At 68.8% G+C, this 15,079-nt stretch carries 11 protein-coding genes; 7 read left to right on the plus strand and 4 right to left on the minus strand.

Annotated elements, in window-relative coordinates:
- Window positions 1-52: 52 nt before the first annotated feature.
- The 3 genes from HMPREF1224_RS19650 to HMPREF1224_RS44160 all read right to left on the minus strand — a co-directional run bounded on the left by HMPREF1224_RS19650 (window position 53) and on the right by HMPREF1224_RS44160 (window position 3,025).
- Window positions 53-1,237 (minus strand): thiolase family protein, encoded by a 1,185-nt coding sequence (locus HMPREF1224_RS19650; RefSeq protein WP_003102299.1) that lies wholly within the window; start codon window positions 1,235-1,237, stop codon window positions 53-55.
- Between the two features lie 152 nt (window positions 1,238-1,389).
- Entirely contained in the window at window positions 1,390-2,880 is a 1,491-nt protein-coding gene (gene pap / locus HMPREF1224_RS19655; protein WP_003102298.1) for a polyphosphate:AMP phosphotransferase, read from the minus strand.
- Window positions 2,881-2,905: 25 nt separating this feature from the next.
- Window positions 2,906-3,025: a hypothetical protein gene (locus tag HMPREF1224_RS44160; RefSeq protein ID WP_003091936.1), complete on the minus strand. Its 120-nt coding sequence runs from the start codon at window positions 3,023-3,025 to the stop codon at window positions 2,906-2,908.
- Between HMPREF1224_RS44160 and mnmC the strand changes: the two genes are divergently transcribed.
- Window positions 3,024-4,988 (plus strand): bifunctional tRNA (5-methylaminomethyl-2-thiouridine)(34)-methyltransferase MnmC2/FAD-dependent 5-carboxymethylaminomethyl-2-thiouridine(34) oxidoreductase MnmC1, encoded by a 1,965-nt coding sequence (gene mnmC / locus HMPREF1224_RS19660; protein ID WP_003114497.1) that lies wholly within the window; start codon window positions 3,024-3,026, stop codon window positions 4,986-4,988. The genes HMPREF1224_RS44160 and mnmC overlap by 2 nt on opposite strands.
- Window positions 4,989-5,088: 100 nt before the next feature.
- Entirely contained in the window at window positions 5,089-5,841 is a 753-nt protein-coding gene (locus HMPREF1224_RS19665) for a sulfite exporter TauE/SafE family protein (RefSeq protein ID WP_003117537.1), read from the plus strand.
- Window positions 5,842-6,069: 228 nt separating this feature from the next.
- Here the strand turns inward: HMPREF1224_RS19665 and HMPREF1224_RS19670 are convergent, their stop codons facing one another.
- Window positions 6,070-6,543 (minus strand): MarR family winged helix-turn-helix transcriptional regulator, encoded by a 474-nt coding sequence (locus tag HMPREF1224_RS19670; RefSeq protein ID WP_003091943.1) that lies wholly within the window; start codon window positions 6,541-6,543, stop codon window positions 6,070-6,072.
- Between the two features lie 142 nt (window positions 6,544-6,685).
- Here HMPREF1224_RS19670 and HMPREF1224_RS19675 point away from each other — a divergent pair, with 142 nt between their 5' ends.
- The 5 genes from HMPREF1224_RS19675 to HMPREF1224_RS19695 all read left to right on the plus strand — a co-directional run bounded on the left by HMPREF1224_RS19675 (window position 6,686) and on the right by HMPREF1224_RS19695 (window position 14,621).
- A complete protein-coding gene (locus HMPREF1224_RS19675) occupies window positions 6,686-8,455 on the plus strand; it encodes an N-acetylglutaminylglutamine amidotransferase (RefSeq protein ID WP_003106635.1) in 1,770 nt (589 codons plus the stop codon).
- Between the two features lie 40 nt (window positions 8,456-8,495).
- Window positions 8,496-10,253 (plus strand): N-acetylglutaminylglutamine synthetase, encoded by a 1,758-nt coding sequence (gene ngg, locus HMPREF1224_RS19680; protein WP_003111433.1) that lies wholly within the window; start codon window positions 8,496-8,498, stop codon window positions 10,251-10,253.
- Complete coding sequence (locus HMPREF1224_RS19685) at window positions 10,250-11,446, plus strand: osmoprotectant NAGGN system M42 family peptidase (RefSeq protein WP_003091951.1); 1,197 nt, start codon at window positions 10,250-10,252, stop codon at window positions 11,444-11,446. The genes ngg and HMPREF1224_RS19685 overlap by 4 nt, the downstream gene beginning before the upstream one ends.
- A 136-nt stretch (window positions 11,447-11,582) precedes the next feature.
- On the plus strand, window positions 11,583-14,339 hold the full coding sequence (locus HMPREF1224_RS19690) for a hybrid sensor histidine kinase/response regulator (RefSeq protein WP_003453526.1): 2,757 nt from the start codon (window positions 11,583-11,585) through the stop codon (window positions 14,337-14,339).
- A gap of 51 nt (window positions 14,340-14,390) precedes the next feature.
- Entirely contained in the window at window positions 14,391-14,621 is a 231-nt protein-coding gene (locus HMPREF1224_RS19695) for a YheU family protein (RefSeq protein WP_003091959.1), read from the plus strand.
- Window positions 14,622-15,079 lie beyond the last annotated feature (458 nt).

Raw genomic sequence — 15,079 nt, forward strand, 5'->3', positions numbered from 1 at the left:
TAAAACCCATGAGGCGAGCCCCGACCTGCGGGGCCCGCCGTCGCGCACGGGCTCAGCGTACGGCTTCGAACAGCCCGCTGGCGCCCATGCCGCCGCCGACGCACATGGTCACCACGCCGTAGCGCAGGTTGCGCCGGCGCAGTTCGCGGACCAGATGACCGACCTGGCGCGAGCCGGTCATGCCGAACGGGTGGCCGATGGCGATGGAGCCGCCATTGACGTTGTACTTCTCGTTGTCGATCTCCAGCCGGTCGCGGCAGTACAGGCACTGCGAGGCGAAGGCTTCGTTGAGTTCCCAGAGATCGACGTCGGCGATCTTCAGCCCCTTCGCCTTGAGCAGCTTCGGCACCGAGAACACCGGACCGATGCCCATTTCGTCCGGCTCGCAGCCGGCCACGGTGAAGCCACGGAAGAAGGCCTTCGGCTCCAGGCCCAGCGCCAGCGCTTTCTCCAGGCTCATCAGCAGGGTCATCGAGGCGCCGTCGGAGAGTTGCGAGGCGTTGCCGGCGGTGACCGAACCGTCCTCGGCGAACGCCGGCTTCAGCGAGGCCAGGCCTTCGAGGGTGGTGTCCGGGCGGTTGCAGTCGTCGCGGTCGACCACTCCGTCGAGCACCTGCTTCTCGCCGCTGGCCTTGTCCTCCACCGCGTAGCGGGTGGTCATCGGCACGATCTCGTCGGCGAACAGCCCGTCCGCCTGGGCTCGCGCCATCCGCTGCTGGCTCTGCAGGGCGTAGGCGTCCTGGGCCTCGCGGGTGATGCCGTAGCGACGGGCGACGATCTCGGCGGTCTGCCCCATGGGGTAGTAGATGCCCGGCACCTCCCTTTGCAGCAGCGGGTTCACCAGGTGGTCGGTGTTGACGCTCTTCAGGGTCAGGGTGATCGACTCGACGCCGCCGGCGACGATCACCTCGCTGCAACCGGAAGCGATCTGGTTGGCGGCGATGGCGATCGCCTGCAGGCCGGAGGAACAGTAGCGGTTGAGGGTCATCCCCGGCACCTGGATGCCGAGGCCGGAGAGCACCGCCACGTTGCGCCCGATGTTGTGGCCCTGGGCGCCTTCGTTGGAGCCGGCGCCAACGATGCAGTCATCCACCAGCAGCGGGTCGAGGTCGTTGCGCGCCAGCAGCGCGTCGACGCAGTGGGCGGCCATGTCGTCCGGCCGGGTCAGGTTGAACTTGCCGCGGAAGGACTTGGCCAGGCCGGTCCGGACGCTGTCGACGATCACCACTTCACGCATGGGGGTACCCTCGCTGTTATTGTCGGTCGGCCGCCGGGGCAGCGGCCGGATCGAGCGAGGATAAGGCGAGGCAATCGCGCGAGGCACCGATCATTCATCCGGCGTATGCGTCGCCATCCCCTGGAGAGGACGGCGCCGCATTCCGGCGGGCCTCACTTGTCCTTCTTGTACGCCGCTTCGATGGCGTCGTTGATGGTGCGCAGCACCTTGACCCGGGCGAAGCGCTTGTCGTTGGCTTCGACCAGGGTCCAGGGCGCGATCTCGGTGCTGGTACGGTCGACCATATCGCCCACCGCGTCCACGTACTGGTCCCACTTGTCGCGGTTGCGCCAGTCTTCCTCGGTGATCTTGTAGCGCTTGTAGGGGGTTTTCTCGCGTTCCTTGAAGCGCTCCATCTGGGTCTGCTTGTCGATCGCCAGCCAGAACTTCACCACGATGATCCCGTACTCGCTGAGCTGCTCCTCGAAGTCATTGATCTCGCCATAGGCGCGTAGCCAGTCGGCCGGTGCGCAGAAGCCCTCGATGCGCTCCACCAGCACGCGGCCGTACCAGGAACGGTCGAAGATGGTGAACTGGCGACGCGCCGGAATGTGCCGCCAGAAGCGCCAGAGATAGGGCTGCGCACGCTCCTCTTCGGTCGGCGCGGCGATCGGCACGATATGGTACTGGCGCGGGTCCAGCGCGTCGGTGACACGGCGGATGGCGCCGCCCTTGCCGGCCGCGTCGTTGCCCTCGAACACCGCGACCAGCGAATGCTGGCGGAAGCGCTTGTCGCGGATCAGCCCGGCCAGGCGGGCCTGCTCGGCGGCGAGCTGCTCCTTGTAGGCGTCCTTGTCCAGGTACTGGCCCAGGTCCAGGGAGTCCAGCAGGCCGCGGTTGTCCAGGCTCGACACCAGCGGCGCGGCGTGCGGCTGGCGCTTGGCGCGCTCCTTGGTGGCCAGCGCGGCCTGCAACCCTTCGAGGAGGATGCGACCGACGGTCAGGGCGCGGTAGCGCTCGTCCACGCCTTCCACCACGTACCAGGGCGCGTAGTCCCGGCTGGTGCGGCGCAGCACGCGCTCGCCGTAATGCACGAAGCGGTCGTAGACCTCGCTCTGCTTCCAGTCCAGCGGACTGAGCTTCCAGCTGTGCTGCGGGTCCTTTTCCAGCGCCTTGAGGCGTTCCTTGAGCTGTTTCTTGGAGAGGTGGAACCAGAACTTGAAGAGCAGCGCGCCTTCGTCGCAGAGCATGCGCTCGAAGCGTTCGGCGGCATCGATGGCCTGATCCAGCTTGGCCTCCTTGATATGCCCCTCGACCCGCGCGTAGAGCATCTGGCTGTACCAGTTGCCGAAGAAGATACCGGTCCGCCCCTTGGGCGGCAGGCGCCGCCAGAAGCGCCACTGCGGCGGCCGCTCCAGTTCCTCGTCGGAGGGACGGAGGAAGCTCTGCACTTCGATCAGGCGCGGGTCCATCCACTCGTTGAGGAGCTTGACCGTCTCCCCCTTGCCGGCGCCCTCGATGCCGTTGATCAGGATGATCACCGGGAAGCGCGCCTGCTGCTTGAGCTCGAACTGCGCCTCGAGCAGCGCTTCGCGCAACTCGATGACGGCCTTCTCGTAGGTGTCCTTGTCGATGCTGTGGCCAACTTCCGCGGATTCGAACATGGAGGTCTCCCTTAACCTGAGTCCTTCAAGGTAGCGGATCGGCGTGCGGCTGTCTGCGCGGCGCCGCGGCATGTTCGCGCAGCGCCTCGCCGCTGGCCGGCAAAGCCCCGTAAAATGCGCCATCCGCTTTTTCAGGTTCTGCCATGTCCGACTTCCAGCATGCCCAGCTCGACTGGGACGAAAACGGCCAGCCGCTATCCCGCGCCTTCGGCGACGTATATTTTTCCCGGCATTCCGGGCTCAACGAGACGCGCCATGTGTTCCTCGCCACCAACCGCCTGGCCGAGCGCTTCGCCGCGCTGGGCGACGGCGAGGTGCTGTGTATCGGCGAGACCGGCTTCGGCACCGGACTGAACTTCCTCTGCGCCTGGCAGCTGTTCGAGCGGGTCGCGCCGGCCGGCGCGCGCCTGGAGTTCGTCAGCGTGGAGAAATTCCCCCTCGCCGCCGCCGACCTGCGCCGCGCCCTGGCGCTATGGCCGGAACTGGCGCCCTGGAGCGAGGCCCTGCTGGGCCAGTACCTTGCCGTGCACCCGGGCTTCCAGCGCCTGGCGTTCGCGGGCGGAAGGGTCGGCCTGACCCTGCTGCTGGGCGATGCCCTGGAGTGCCTGCCGCAGCTCGACGCGCGGGTCGACGCCTGGTTCCTCGATGGCTTCGCCCCGGCGAAGAACCCGGACATGTGGTCGCCCGTACTGTTCGCCGAACTGGCGCGACTGTCGGCGCCGCAGGCGACCCTGGGCACTTTCACCAGCGCCGGTTTCGTTCGCCGCGGGCTGGTCGAGGCCGGTTTCGCCATGCAACGGGTACCGGGCTACGGACAGAAGCGCGAGATGCTCAGCGGCACCTACCAGGGGCCGCCGGCGAACGCCGGCAAGCCCTGGTACGCACGCCCCGCGCCCCACGCCGGGCGCCGCGCGGCACTGGTGGTCGGCGGCGGCCTGGCCGGCTGCGCCAGCGCCGCCAGCCTCGCCGCGCGCGGCTGGCAGGTGACCCTGATCGAACGCCATCCCGGCCTCGCCCGGGAAGCCTCGGGCAACCCCCAGGGCGTGCTCTACCTGAAACTCTCGGCCCACGGCACGCCGCTGTCGCGCCTGGTGCTCAGCGGCTTCGGCCATACCCGCCGGCTGCTCGAACGCCTGCGGCGCGGCCACGACTGGGATGCCTGCGGCGTACTGCAACTGGCCTTCGACGCCAAGGAAGCGCAACGCCAGGCGCAACTGGCCGCAGCCTTCCCCGCCGACCTGCTGCACGGCCTGGAGCGCGAGCAGGCCGAGCGCCTCGCCGGCGTCGCCCTGCCCGCCGGCGGCCTGTTCTATCCCGAAGCCGGCTGGGTCCATCCGCCCGCGCTGTGCCAGGCCCTGGCCGCCACCCCCGGGATCACCCTGCTGAGCGGCCGGGCAGTACGCTTGCGCCGCGAGGGCGACGACTGGTGCGCCTACGCCGGCGACGAATGCCTGGCCCGCGCGCCACTCGCGATCCTCGCCACCGCCGCCGACATCCGCGACTTCCCGCCCGCCGCCGAGCTGCCGCTGAAGCGCATTCGCGGGCAGGTCACCCGCCTGCCGGCCACCCCGCAAAGCCGGGCGCTGCGCACCGTGGTCTGCGCCGAGGGCTACGTCGCACCGCCGCGTGGCGACGAACACACCCTCGGCGCCAGCTTCGACTTCAAGAGCGAAGACCTGGCGCCGACCCTCGCCGAACACCAGGGCAACCTCGAACTGCTGCGGGAAATATCCCCCGACCTGTTGCAGCGCCTGGGCGCCGACGACCTGCCGCTGGAGCGCCTGGAAGGCCGCGCGGCATTCCGCTGCACCAGCCCCGACTACCTGCCCCTGGTAGGCCCGCTGGCCGAGCGCGCGGCCTTCGACGAGGCCTACGCGGTGCTCGCCCGCGACGCCCGCCAGGTGCCGGAGCGTGCCTGCCCCTGGCTGCCAGGCCTGTACCTGAACAGCGGCCACGGCTCGCGCGGGCTGATCAGCGCGCCGCTGTCCGGCGAACTGCTGGCGGCGTGGATCTGCGGCGAGCCGCTGCCGCTGCCGCGCGCGGTGGCCGAGGCCTGCCACCCGAACCGCTTCCTGCTGCGCGACCTGGTGCGCGGGCAGCGCGGCTGAAGCCCCGGGCGCACCGATTTGCGCTACCCTTCGGGCCTGCCGCACGCGCAGGCCATACCGGACCACCGGCTGGCTCACCCGCGGAAATAGTTGATCGACGATGGATGTACTGCTCTTCGAATCCCTGGGCATCGGCGCCGTTCTCGGCCTGCTGCTCGGCCTCACCGGCGCCGGCGGCTCGCTGGTCGCCCTGCCCCTGCTGCTCAGCCTGCACCTGCCGCTGCGCGACGCCATCGGCGTGAGCCTCGGCGCGGTCGCCCTGTCGGCGCTGATTGGCGCCATTCCGCGCGCGCGCCAGGGCCAGGTGGCCTGGCGGCCGGTGCTGGTCCTGGCGCTGGCCGGCCTGCCGAGCAACGCCGTCGGCCAATGGCTCGGCCGCTTCGTCCCGGAAGGCGTGCTGATCGTCGCCTTCTGCCTGCTGGTGCTCTGGTCGGCCTGGCGCATGTGGCGCGGCGCCGGGATGAAACGCGAGGCCAGCGACCAGGCACGGAGCCTGCCGCTGCTCGGCATCGGCCTGGCGGTCGGCTTGCTGTCGGGATTGATGGGCGTGGGCGGCGGCTTCCTGGTGGTGCCGGGGCTACTCTGGTTCACCCCGCTGTCGATGATGGCCGCCACCGCCACCTCGATGGCGGTGATCGCGCTGGTCTCCGGCGGCGGCTTCCTGATCTACCTGACCGGCGCCCACCCGCCGCTGCCGCTGCTCGGCGGCCTCGCCGCCGGCGGCGCGGTCGGCGTGCTCGGCGGCAACCTGCTGGCGCAGCGCCTCGGCGGCCCGACCCTGCAACGCCTGTTCGCGCTGATGCTGGTGGCGGTGAGCTTCTCCCTGGCGGCGCAGAAGCTCTACGGCGGGTAGCTTTCCTCGGCGGCCGGGGCACCGGGGAAGCGGCGTTATGCGCCCTGCTCGACGGTCATGCCATGTCGTCTGGCGGATATCGCTGGGTCGGCGGATAACGCCGACGGCGTTATCCGCCCTACGCGGAGGTCACGCCATGGCGTACAACGCGCTTGTCCACCAGGCATCGGCAGGTTCGCCAGGTAAAGACCGCCGACGCGACTGTCTTTCGTAGCGAACCTGGCGCCCTCACTCTTCTTCGACGTCCTCTTCCGGCAAGCCGAACAGGTCGGCCGCGCGCAGCAGCGCGGCCAGCAGGCCGTGGCGCTCCCACTCGGGCAACGCGGCGAAGCGCTCGATCACGTACTCCGGCAATAGCGGCGGCGCCTCCGCCAGGGCTTCGTGGCCGGCCGGGTCGAGGTGCAGCCAGGACTTGCGCCGGTCCTGTTCGTCGCGCCGACGATAGAGCAGGCCGCGTCCTTCGAGGCGGTCGAGCACGCCGGAGAGCGATGCCTGGGACAGGCTGACCAGCTTGGCCAGTTGCGTCGCGGTCAGTTCTCCCTCCACCGCCAGGACATGCAGGATCAGCAATTGCAACGGGGTCAGGCCACCGTATCGGCTGAGACGCTTGGAGTGGATTTCGGCGGCCTGCTGGAGACGGCGGATGGCGCGGAAAATAGCGAGCGAATAGGTATCGGCAGCGGTCTTATTACTTTCAACCATAATAAATTCTTCGTTAAGGGTCCTGATAGGCCCGGAAAATTCGTATAGAACTCCTTCCAACTGTAACGGTCCTCTGTTAGGTAAGTCATGTACCCGGAAGGGGTACGCAACCCACTTCCCCAACGGAGAACCGGTAAGGAATATGTGCGGCATATCAGGAGAGTTTCGTTTCGACAACCAGGCAGCCGACCTCGCAGCGGTCGAACGCATCACCCACCACCTGGCCCCTCGCGGCCCCGACGCCTGGGGCTTCCACGCCCAGGGTCCGATCGCCCTCGGACATCGACGGCTGAAGATCATGGACCTGGCGGAAGCTTCCGGCCAACCGATGATCGATCCCGATCTCGGCCTGGCCATGGTGTTCAATGGCGCCATCTACAACTACCCCGAACTGCGTGGCGAACTGGAAAGCCTTGGCTATCGGTTCTTCTCCGGCGGCGACACCGAAGTTCTCTTGAAGGGGTACCATGCCTGGGGCGCCGATTTATTGCCCCGGCTCAATGGGATGTTCGCCTTCGCCGTCTGGGAGCGCGATCGCCAGCGGCTGTTCCTGGCCCGTGACCGACTCGGCATCAAGCCGCTCTACTACAGCCTCGACCGCTCGCGCCTACGCTTCGCCTCGAGCCTGCCGGCCCTGCTCAAGGGCGGCGACATCGCCAGCGACCTCGATCCGCAGGCGCTGAATTTCTACCTCAACTTCCACGCCGTGGTTCCCGCCCCGCACACCTTGCTGGAGGGCGTGAAGAAGCTGCCGCCGGCGACCTGGATGAGCGTCGACCTCGACGGCAGCTGCGAGCAGCGCACCTGGTGGACGCTGGACTACGGCCCACGCCCGGACGAGCGCGAGCTGACGCTCGACGACTGGCAGGAGCGCGTCCTCGACGGCCTCCGCGAAGCGGTGGCGATCCGCCAGCGCGCCGCCCGCGAGGTCGGCGTGCTGCTCTCCGGCGGGGTCGATTCGAGCCTGCTGGTGGGCCTGCTGCACGAAGCCGGGGTGGACAACCTGCTGACCTTCTCCATCGGCTTCGAGGATGCCGGCGGCGAGCGCGGCGACGAGTTCCAGTATTCCGACCTGATCGCCGAGCGCTATCACACCCGCCACCATCGCCTGCGCATCGGCGAGCACGAAGTGATCGAGCAGTTGCCGGCGGCCTTCCGCGCCATGAGCGAGCCGATGGTCAGCCACGACTGCATCGCCTTCTACCTGCTCGCGCGGGAAGTCTCGAAGCACTGCAAGGTGGTGCAGAGCGGCCAGGGCGCCGACGAGCTGTTCGCCGGCTACCACTGGTATCCGAAGGTGGATGGCGCCGACGACGCCTTCGCCGCGTACCGCGCGGCGTTCTTCGACCGCGACCACGAGGAATACCTGGCCACCGTCGGCGAGCGCTTCCGCGTCGAGGACGTCGCCGGGCGCTTCGTCCGCGACCACTTCGCCAGCCCCGGCGCCGAGGCCGCGGTGGACAAGGCGCTGCGCCTGGATAGCACGATCATGCTGGTCGACGACCCGGTCAAGCGGGTCGACAACATGACCATGGCCTGGGGCCTGGAAGCCCGCGTGCCGTTCCTCGACTACCGCCTGGCCGAGCTGTCGGCGCGCATTCCCGCCCGCTTCAAGCTCGGCGACGGCGGCAAGCAGGTGCTCAAGGGTGCCGCGCGCAAGGTGATTCCCAGCGAAGTCATCGACCGGCCCAAGGGCTACTTCCCGGTGCCCGGCCTCAAGCACTTGCAGGGCCGCACCCGCGAATGGGTACGCGAACTGCTGCTGGACCCGAGCCAGGACCGCGGCCTGTTCCAGCCGGCGATATTCGATCGCCTGCTGAGCGATCCGGACGGCGACCTCACACCGCTGCGCGGCTCCAAGCTGTGGCAGCTGGCCGCCCTCAACCTCTGGCTCAGCGAACAGGGACTTTGAAAATGGGCCCCCAACGCAGGGGCCCGAACCAGGAGCGATCATGAAAGGCCACTTGCATCTGCCTCACCCGCACAACCAGCGCCTGCAACGTATCCAGGCGCCCACCTACGAACGCCTCCAGGCGCGTCTCGCCGAAGATCACAGCGAGCCCACCGAGAAACCGCTGAGCATCCACTGCGGCTGGGGCCGCCTGCTGATCGGGCAGACCTACCCGGACGCCGAGGAACTGGCCCGCGACCTGTTGCAGGAAGCCCCCGGCGAACGCGACATCGCGCTCTACGTGGCGGCGCCGCAGCAGGTCCTGGCCCACGCCCCGCAGCAGCTCTTCCTCGATCCCTCGGATACCCTGCGCCTGTGGTTCACCGACTACCGCCCGGCGCGCCGTCCGCCACGCGGTTTCCGCATCCGCCGGGTGCATACCGAGGAGGACTGGGCGGCGATCAACCGCCTGTACCTGGCGCGCGGCATGCTTCCGGTGCAGACCGAGCGCCTCAGCCCGCGACACCAGGGCGGGCCGATCTACTGGCTGGCCGAGGACGCCGACACTGGCGTCGCGGTAGGCACGGTGATGGGCCTCAACCACGCCAAGGCGTTCCAGGATCCGGAGGGCGGCTCCAGCCTCTGGTGCCTGGCGGTGGACCCGCAATGCAGCCGGCCGGGCGTCGGCGAGGCGCTGGTACGGCACCTGGTCGAGCACTTCATGAGCCGCGAACTGGCTTACCTCGACCTCTCGGTGCTGCACAACAACCAGCAGGCCAAGGCGCTCTACCGCAAGCTCGGCTTCCGCGAACTGGCGACCTTCACCATCAAGCGCAAGAACGGCATCAACCAGTCGCTGTTCCTCGGCCCCGGCCCGGAGGAAGACCTCAACCCCTACGCCCGGATCATCGTCGACGAAGCCCACCGGCGCGGCATCGAGGTGCGCGTCGACGACGCCGAGGGCGGCCTGTTCACCCTGACCCAGGGCGGCCGGCAGATCCGCTGCCGTGAATCGCTCTCCGACCTGACCACGGCGGTAAGCATGACCCTCTGCCAGGACAAGGTCCTCACCCACCGCGCCCTGCAGCACGCCGGCCTGCGCCAGCCACAGCAGCGCCTGGCCGGCAGCGCGGAGGAAAACGCCGCGTTCCTCGCCGAGCACGGTTCGCTGGTGGTCAAGCCGGTGGACGGCGAGCAGGGCCAGGGCGTGGCGGTGGACCTGCGCACCGCGGAAGAGGTCGAGGAGGCCATCGAGGCCGCCCGCCATTTCGATTCGCGCGTGCTGCTGGAGAGCTACCACGCCGGCCACGACCTGCGCGTGCTGGTGATTGGCTACGAGGTGGTGGCCGCCGCCATCCGTCGTCCCGCCGCGGTGATCGGCGACGGCCGGCACAGCATCCGCGAGCTGATCGAGGCGCAGAGCCGCCGGCGCCAGGCCGCCACCGGCGGGGAAAGCCGCATCCCGCTCGACCACGAGACCGAGCGCACCCTGCGGGCCGCCGGCTATGGCTACGACGACGTGTTGCCCAGCGGCGAACACCTGGCCGTGCGGCGCACCGCCAACCTGCACACCGGCGGCATCCTCGAGGACGTCACCGACGCCCTCCATCCGGCCCTCCGCGAGGCCGCGATCCAGGCCGCGCGGGCCCTGGAAATACCGGTGGTGGGCCTGGACTTCCTGGTCGAGGCCGCCGACCAGCCCGACTACGTGATCATCGAAGCCAACGAGCGCGCCGGCCTGGCCAACCACGAGCCGCAGCCGACCGCCGAACGCTTCGTCGATCTTCTCTTCCCCCTCAGCCGCGAGGTGCCTTCATGACCCCTCTGCCACAACCGGACCTCAACTACCTGCAACGGGTGCTGCTGGAGATGCTCGCCATCCCCAGCCCCACCGGCTTCACCGATACCATCGTGCGCTATGTCGCCGAGCAGCTCGACGAACTTGGCGTGCCCTTCGAGATGACTCGCCGGGGAACCATCCGGGCGACCCTCCAGGGCCGCCTGAATACCCCCGACCGGGCGGTTTCCGCGCACCTCGACACGATCGGCGCGCTGGTCCGCGAGATCAAGCCCAACGGCCGCCTCGGCCTGGCCCCGGTAGGCTGCTGGTCGAGCCGCTTCGCCGAGGGTAGCCGGGTCACGGTGTTCACCGAACAGGGCGTGTTCCGTGGCAGCGTGCTGCCGCTGCTGGCTTCGGGCCACGCCTTCAATACCGAGGTGGACAACCTGAAGATCAGTTGGGACAACATCGAGCTGCGTCTCGACGCCTATACCGCCAGTCGCGCCGACAGCGAGAGCCTGGGCATCTCGGTGGGTGACTACGTGGCCTTCGATCCGCTGCCGGAGTTCACCGAGAGCGGCCATATCAGCGCCCGCCACCTGGACGACAAGGCCGGGGTCGCGGCGCTGCTGGCGGCGCTGAAGGCGGTCAAGGAAAGCGGCCAGGAGCCGCCGATCGACTGCCACCCGCTGTTCACCATCACCGAGGAAGTCGGCTCCGGCGCCGCCGGCGCCCTGCCCTGGGACGTCAGCGAGTTCGTCGGCATCGACATCGCCCCGGTGGCCGAAGGCCAGAATTCCAACGAGCACAGCGTCAGCGTGGCCATGCAGGACTCCGGCGGGCCCTACGACTTCCATCTGTCGCGGCACCTGCTGCGGCTCGGCGAGCGCCACGACATCGCCCTGCGCCGCGACCTGTTCCGCTACTACCACAGCGACGCGCAGTCGGCGATCGCCGCCGGCCACGACACCCGCGCCGCGCTGCTGGCGTTCGGCTGCGACGCCACCCACGGCTACGAGCGCACGCACATCGACAGTCTCGCCGCGCTGAGCCGGCTGCTCACCGCCTACATCCTCAGCCCGCCGGTCTTCGCCAGCGACGCCAAGCCCCGGGAAACCTCGCTGGAACGCTTCAACAAGCAGCTCGAGCATCCGGTGCACATGGAAAGCTGCACCCACGTCCCGCCGGTGGACGAAGTGCTCGACAGCAGCAACAACAGCGACAAGGACTGAACCCGCGCCGGCCTCCCCGCCCCCGGGGAGGCCGCCCTCCTCTCCAGCCAACTGCTAGGCTGATGGCAGGTTCCCTCGCCTGTCTCGTTTCCTCCGTAGCATCATGCGTGCCGACTCGTGTCCATGGAGTAGTTGCATGTCTCGACTCTGCCTGGTCCTGCTGTTGCTCTGCTGCGCGCTGCCGGCCCAGGCGCAGCCGCCCGCGCCGCTGGACGGAGAGGACCTGCGCCTGTCCCTGGGCGCATACGCCGAGTACTACCGCGACGCCGGCGGCAAGGCGCGCCTGGGCGACATCCTCGCCTTGCCGGCGCAGGCCTTCGCCGCCCTGCGCGGCGACCACGCGAACTTCGGCAAGAACGCCGCAGCCTGGTGGTTCAGGGTGCGCCTGGACAACCGCAACGGCACCGACCTGGCCGGTTTCCTGGAGATCAACTACCCGCTGCTGGACGACCTCAAGGTCTACCTGCTGACCGCCGATGGGCGCATCGAACAGCAGGAGAGCGGCGACCTGTTCGCCTTCTCCCAGCGCCCGGTGCAAGTGCGCAACTTCTGGTTCCCGCTGCGACTGCCGCCCGGCGAGAGCACCCTGCTGCTGCGCGTGCAGAGCACCAGCACCGTCTACGTGCCGCTGTACTTCAGCACCTACGCGGCCAGCGCGGCCAGCCAGGAAACCCTGATGGGCTTCAACGGGGCCTTCTACGGGGTGCTGTTCGGGTTGTTCTGCTACAACCTGTTCCTCTTCGTCTCGCTACGCGAGGCCACCTATGCCTGGTACCTGCTGTACAACCTCAGCCTCGGCCTGTTTTCCGCCAGCTTCGACGGCCTGCTGTTCAAGTTGCTGCCCGGACACGTGGCGCTGGAGTCGGCCGGCATCTACCTGCTGATGTACCTGAGCTGCCTGGTGTCGATCCAGTTCAGCCGCGGCTACCTCTACACCCGCCGCGACTTCCCGCGCCTCGACCGCTTCCTCCGCGGCCTGCTGCTGGCCTGCGTGGTCCTGTTGGCCAGCGAGCCGCTGGTGGGGCTGCGCGCCTGGAACGTCCTCGCCAGCCTGACGGTGATGCTGGTATCCCTCAGCCTGCTGCTGGCCGGCGTCCACGTCTGGCGCCAGGGCCTGCGCTACGGCCTCTACTACATCCTGGCCTGGGGCGCGCTGCTGCTGTCGTTCCTGGTCACCACCGCCGCCTCGCTGGGCTTCGAACTGTTCGGCCTGTTCGGCAGCAGCGTGGTCAAGATCGGCATGACCGTGGAACTGGTGACCCTGTCCATCGGCCTCGCCGACCGCATCAATGCGCTCAAGGAGGAAGGCTTCCGCTCGCGCCAGGCGGCCGAGCAGGCGCGGGTGGAGAACGAGGCGAAGAGCCGCTTCCTGGCGAAGATGAGCCATGAGATTCGCACCCCGCTGAACGGCGTGCTGGGCATGCTGCAACTGCTCCGCGACACCCCGCTGGACCGCGGCCAGGCGGCCTACGTGGAGACCATCGCCAGCTCCGGCAGCGCGCTGATGTCGGTGATCAACGATATCCTCGACTACGCTCGCATCGAGTCCGGCAAGCTGCACCTGGAGCGCATCGACTTCGACCTTGAGGAGCTGCTCTCCGACACCCTGGCGCTGTTCAGCGCCCAGGCCGTGGAAAAACGCCTGCGCCTGCATCTCGGCCTGGACAGGGGCGTGCCGCGCCGCCTCAACGGCGACCCGACGCGGTTACGCCAGGTACTGATGAACCTGCTCAGCAATGCCCTCAAGTTCACCGCCGAAGGCCATGTCGCCGTGCGCGTGCAGCGGCGCTTCGACGAGGGCGGACGCGAGCGCCTGCTGTACAGCGTCAGCGACAGCGGCATCGGGATATCCGCCCAGGCGCAGAAGACCCTGTTCGAATCCTTCTCCCAGGCCGACTCCAGCACCACCCGCCGCTACGGCGGCAGCGGCCTGGGCCTGGCGATCAGCCGCGAGCTGGTGCAGATGATGGGCGGGCGCATCGAGGTGAGCAGCGAGCCGGGCAAGGGCACCCGGTTCAGCGTCGACCTGCCGCTCAGCCCCGCCCTCGACGCCGGCGAAGCGGACGAACTGGCGCAACTGCTGCAACACCGCCCGGCCCTGCTGGCCAGCGAGGACAACCTGACCCTGGACTGCCTGCAGGCATTGCTGGAGCGTTGGGGACTGCGGGTCGAACGCTGCCTGCAGCCGAGACGGCTGAACGCCTACCTGGAGGACTTCAGCGCACCGCCCCTGCTGGTCCTGGCGGCGCCCTGGCCGGGGCCGCCGTCGATCTGGCTGGACACCCTCTATGCGCAACTGGAGCAAGGCCAGCGCATCCTCCTGCTATGCCCGCCGCAGCACTGCCAGGACCTGCCGCCGCACGAAGGCCTGCGCCTGCTGGCCCTGGCCCAGCCGGTGGCGGTGAAGGCCCTGCGCGAAGCCCTGCTGGAACTGTACCGGGAGCGGCGCCGACAGCCAGGGCGGAGCAGCGAGGCGGCCCCGGACGAACGCCTGGACGCCCCATGCATCCTGGTCGCCGAGGACAACCCGGTGAACCAGCTGGTGGTGCGCGGCTTCCTCGCCAAGCGCGGCTACGCGGTGCGCCTGGCCGGCAACGGACGGCTCGCGCTGGACGAGTACCTGCGCGATCCGAACGGCATCCAGTTGATCCTGATGGATGGCGAGATGCCGGAAATGGACGGCTTCGAGGCGACCCGCCTGATCCGCCGGGAGGAGCGTGCCCAGGGCTGGCCACGCGTACCGATCGTCGCCCTGACCGCGCACATCCTCGACGAACACCGCCGGGCCGGAATCGAGGCCGGCATGGACGCCTACCTCGGCAAGCCGGTGGACCGGGCGGAACTCTATGCCACCCTCGAACGCCTGCTCGGCCAGCCTTCGCGACAGGCATGACAGTGCGCGATGCGTCGCGCTAGCATTCGCCGCCATCCCGGAGTACCGCCAATGCTGATCCCCCACGACCTGCTCGAAGCCGACACCCTGAACAACCTGCTGGAAGACTTCGTCACCCGCGAAGGCACCGACAATGGCGACGAGACCCCGCTGGACGTGCGTGTAGAACGCGCCCGGCATGCCTTGCGGCGGGGCGAGGCGGTGATCCTGTTCGACCCGGAGAGCCAGCAGTGCCAGTTGATGTTGCGCAGCGAGGTGCCTGCGGAGCTGTTGCGCGACTGAGTCGCGGCATCGCCCCGCCTGGCGGGGCGGGTTCGCCGCCCTGCCCCCCCCGGAAACGCCGGACTGCGCCCCAGCTCCGTAGGGCGAATAACCGCTCGCGGTTATCCGCCACTCATCCGCGACATCGGCGGATAACGCCCATGGCGTTATTCGCCCTGCACACCCCGGAACCGCCGGACTGCGCCTCCGCTCCGTAGGGCGAATAACCGCTAGCGGTCATCCGCCGCTCATCCGCGACATCGGCGGATAACGCCCATGGCGTTATTCGCCCTACACACCCCGAAAAAGCCGGACTGCGCCCCAGCTCCGTAGGGCGAATAACCGCTCGCGGTCATCCGCCGCTCATCCGCGACATCGGCGGACAACGCCCATGGCGTTATCCGCCCTACACGCCCCGGAAACGCCGGACAGTGCCCCCGCTCCGTAGGGCGAATAACCGCTCGCGGTTATCCGCCGCT

Source organism: Pseudomonas sp. P179 (genome assembly GCF_000478485.2).
GTDB lineage: Bacteria > Pseudomonadota > Gammaproteobacteria > Pseudomonadales > Pseudomonadaceae > Pseudomonas > Pseudomonas aeruginosa.

Bases quoted from the DNA above. Each gene is read 5' to 3' on its own strand.
- HMPREF1224_RS19650 (WP_003102299.1), bottom strand. From the start codon at position 1,237: ATGCGTGAAGTGGTGATCGTCGACAGCGTCCGGACCGGCCTGGCCAAG.
- pap (WP_003102298.1), bottom strand. From the start codon at position 2,880: ATGTTCGAATCCGCGGAAGTTGGCCACAGCATCGACAAGGACACCTAC.
- mnmC (WP_003114497.1), top strand. From the start codon at position 3,024: ATGTCCGACTTCCAGCATGCCCAGCTCGACTGGGACGAAAACGGCCAG.
- HMPREF1224_RS44160 (WP_003091936.1), bottom strand. From the start codon at position 3,025: ATGGCAGAACCTGAAAAAGCGGATGGCGCATTTTACGGGGCTTTGCCG.
- HMPREF1224_RS19665 (WP_003117537.1), top strand. From the start codon at position 5,089: ATGGATGTACTGCTCTTCGAATCCCTGGGCATCGGCGCCGTTCTCGGC.
- HMPREF1224_RS19670 (WP_003091943.1), bottom strand. From the start codon at position 6,543: ATGGTTGAAAGTAATAAGACCGCTGCCGATACCTATTCGCTCGCTATT.
- HMPREF1224_RS19675 (WP_003106635.1), top strand. From the start codon at position 6,686: ATGTGCGGCATATCAGGAGAGTTTCGTTTCGACAACCAGGCAGCCGAC.
- ngg (WP_003111433.1), top strand. From the start codon at position 8,496: ATGAAAGGCCACTTGCATCTGCCTCACCCGCACAACCAGCGCCTGCAA.
- HMPREF1224_RS19685 (WP_003091951.1), top strand. From the start codon at position 10,250: ATGACCCCTCTGCCACAACCGGACCTCAACTACCTGCAACGGGTGCTG.
- HMPREF1224_RS19690 (WP_003453526.1), top strand. From the start codon at position 11,583: ATGTCTCGACTCTGCCTGGTCCTGCTGTTGCTCTGCTGCGCGCTGCCG.
- HMPREF1224_RS19695 (WP_003091959.1), top strand. From the start codon at position 14,391: ATGCTGATCCCCCACGACCTGCTCGAAGCCGACACCCTGAACAACCTG.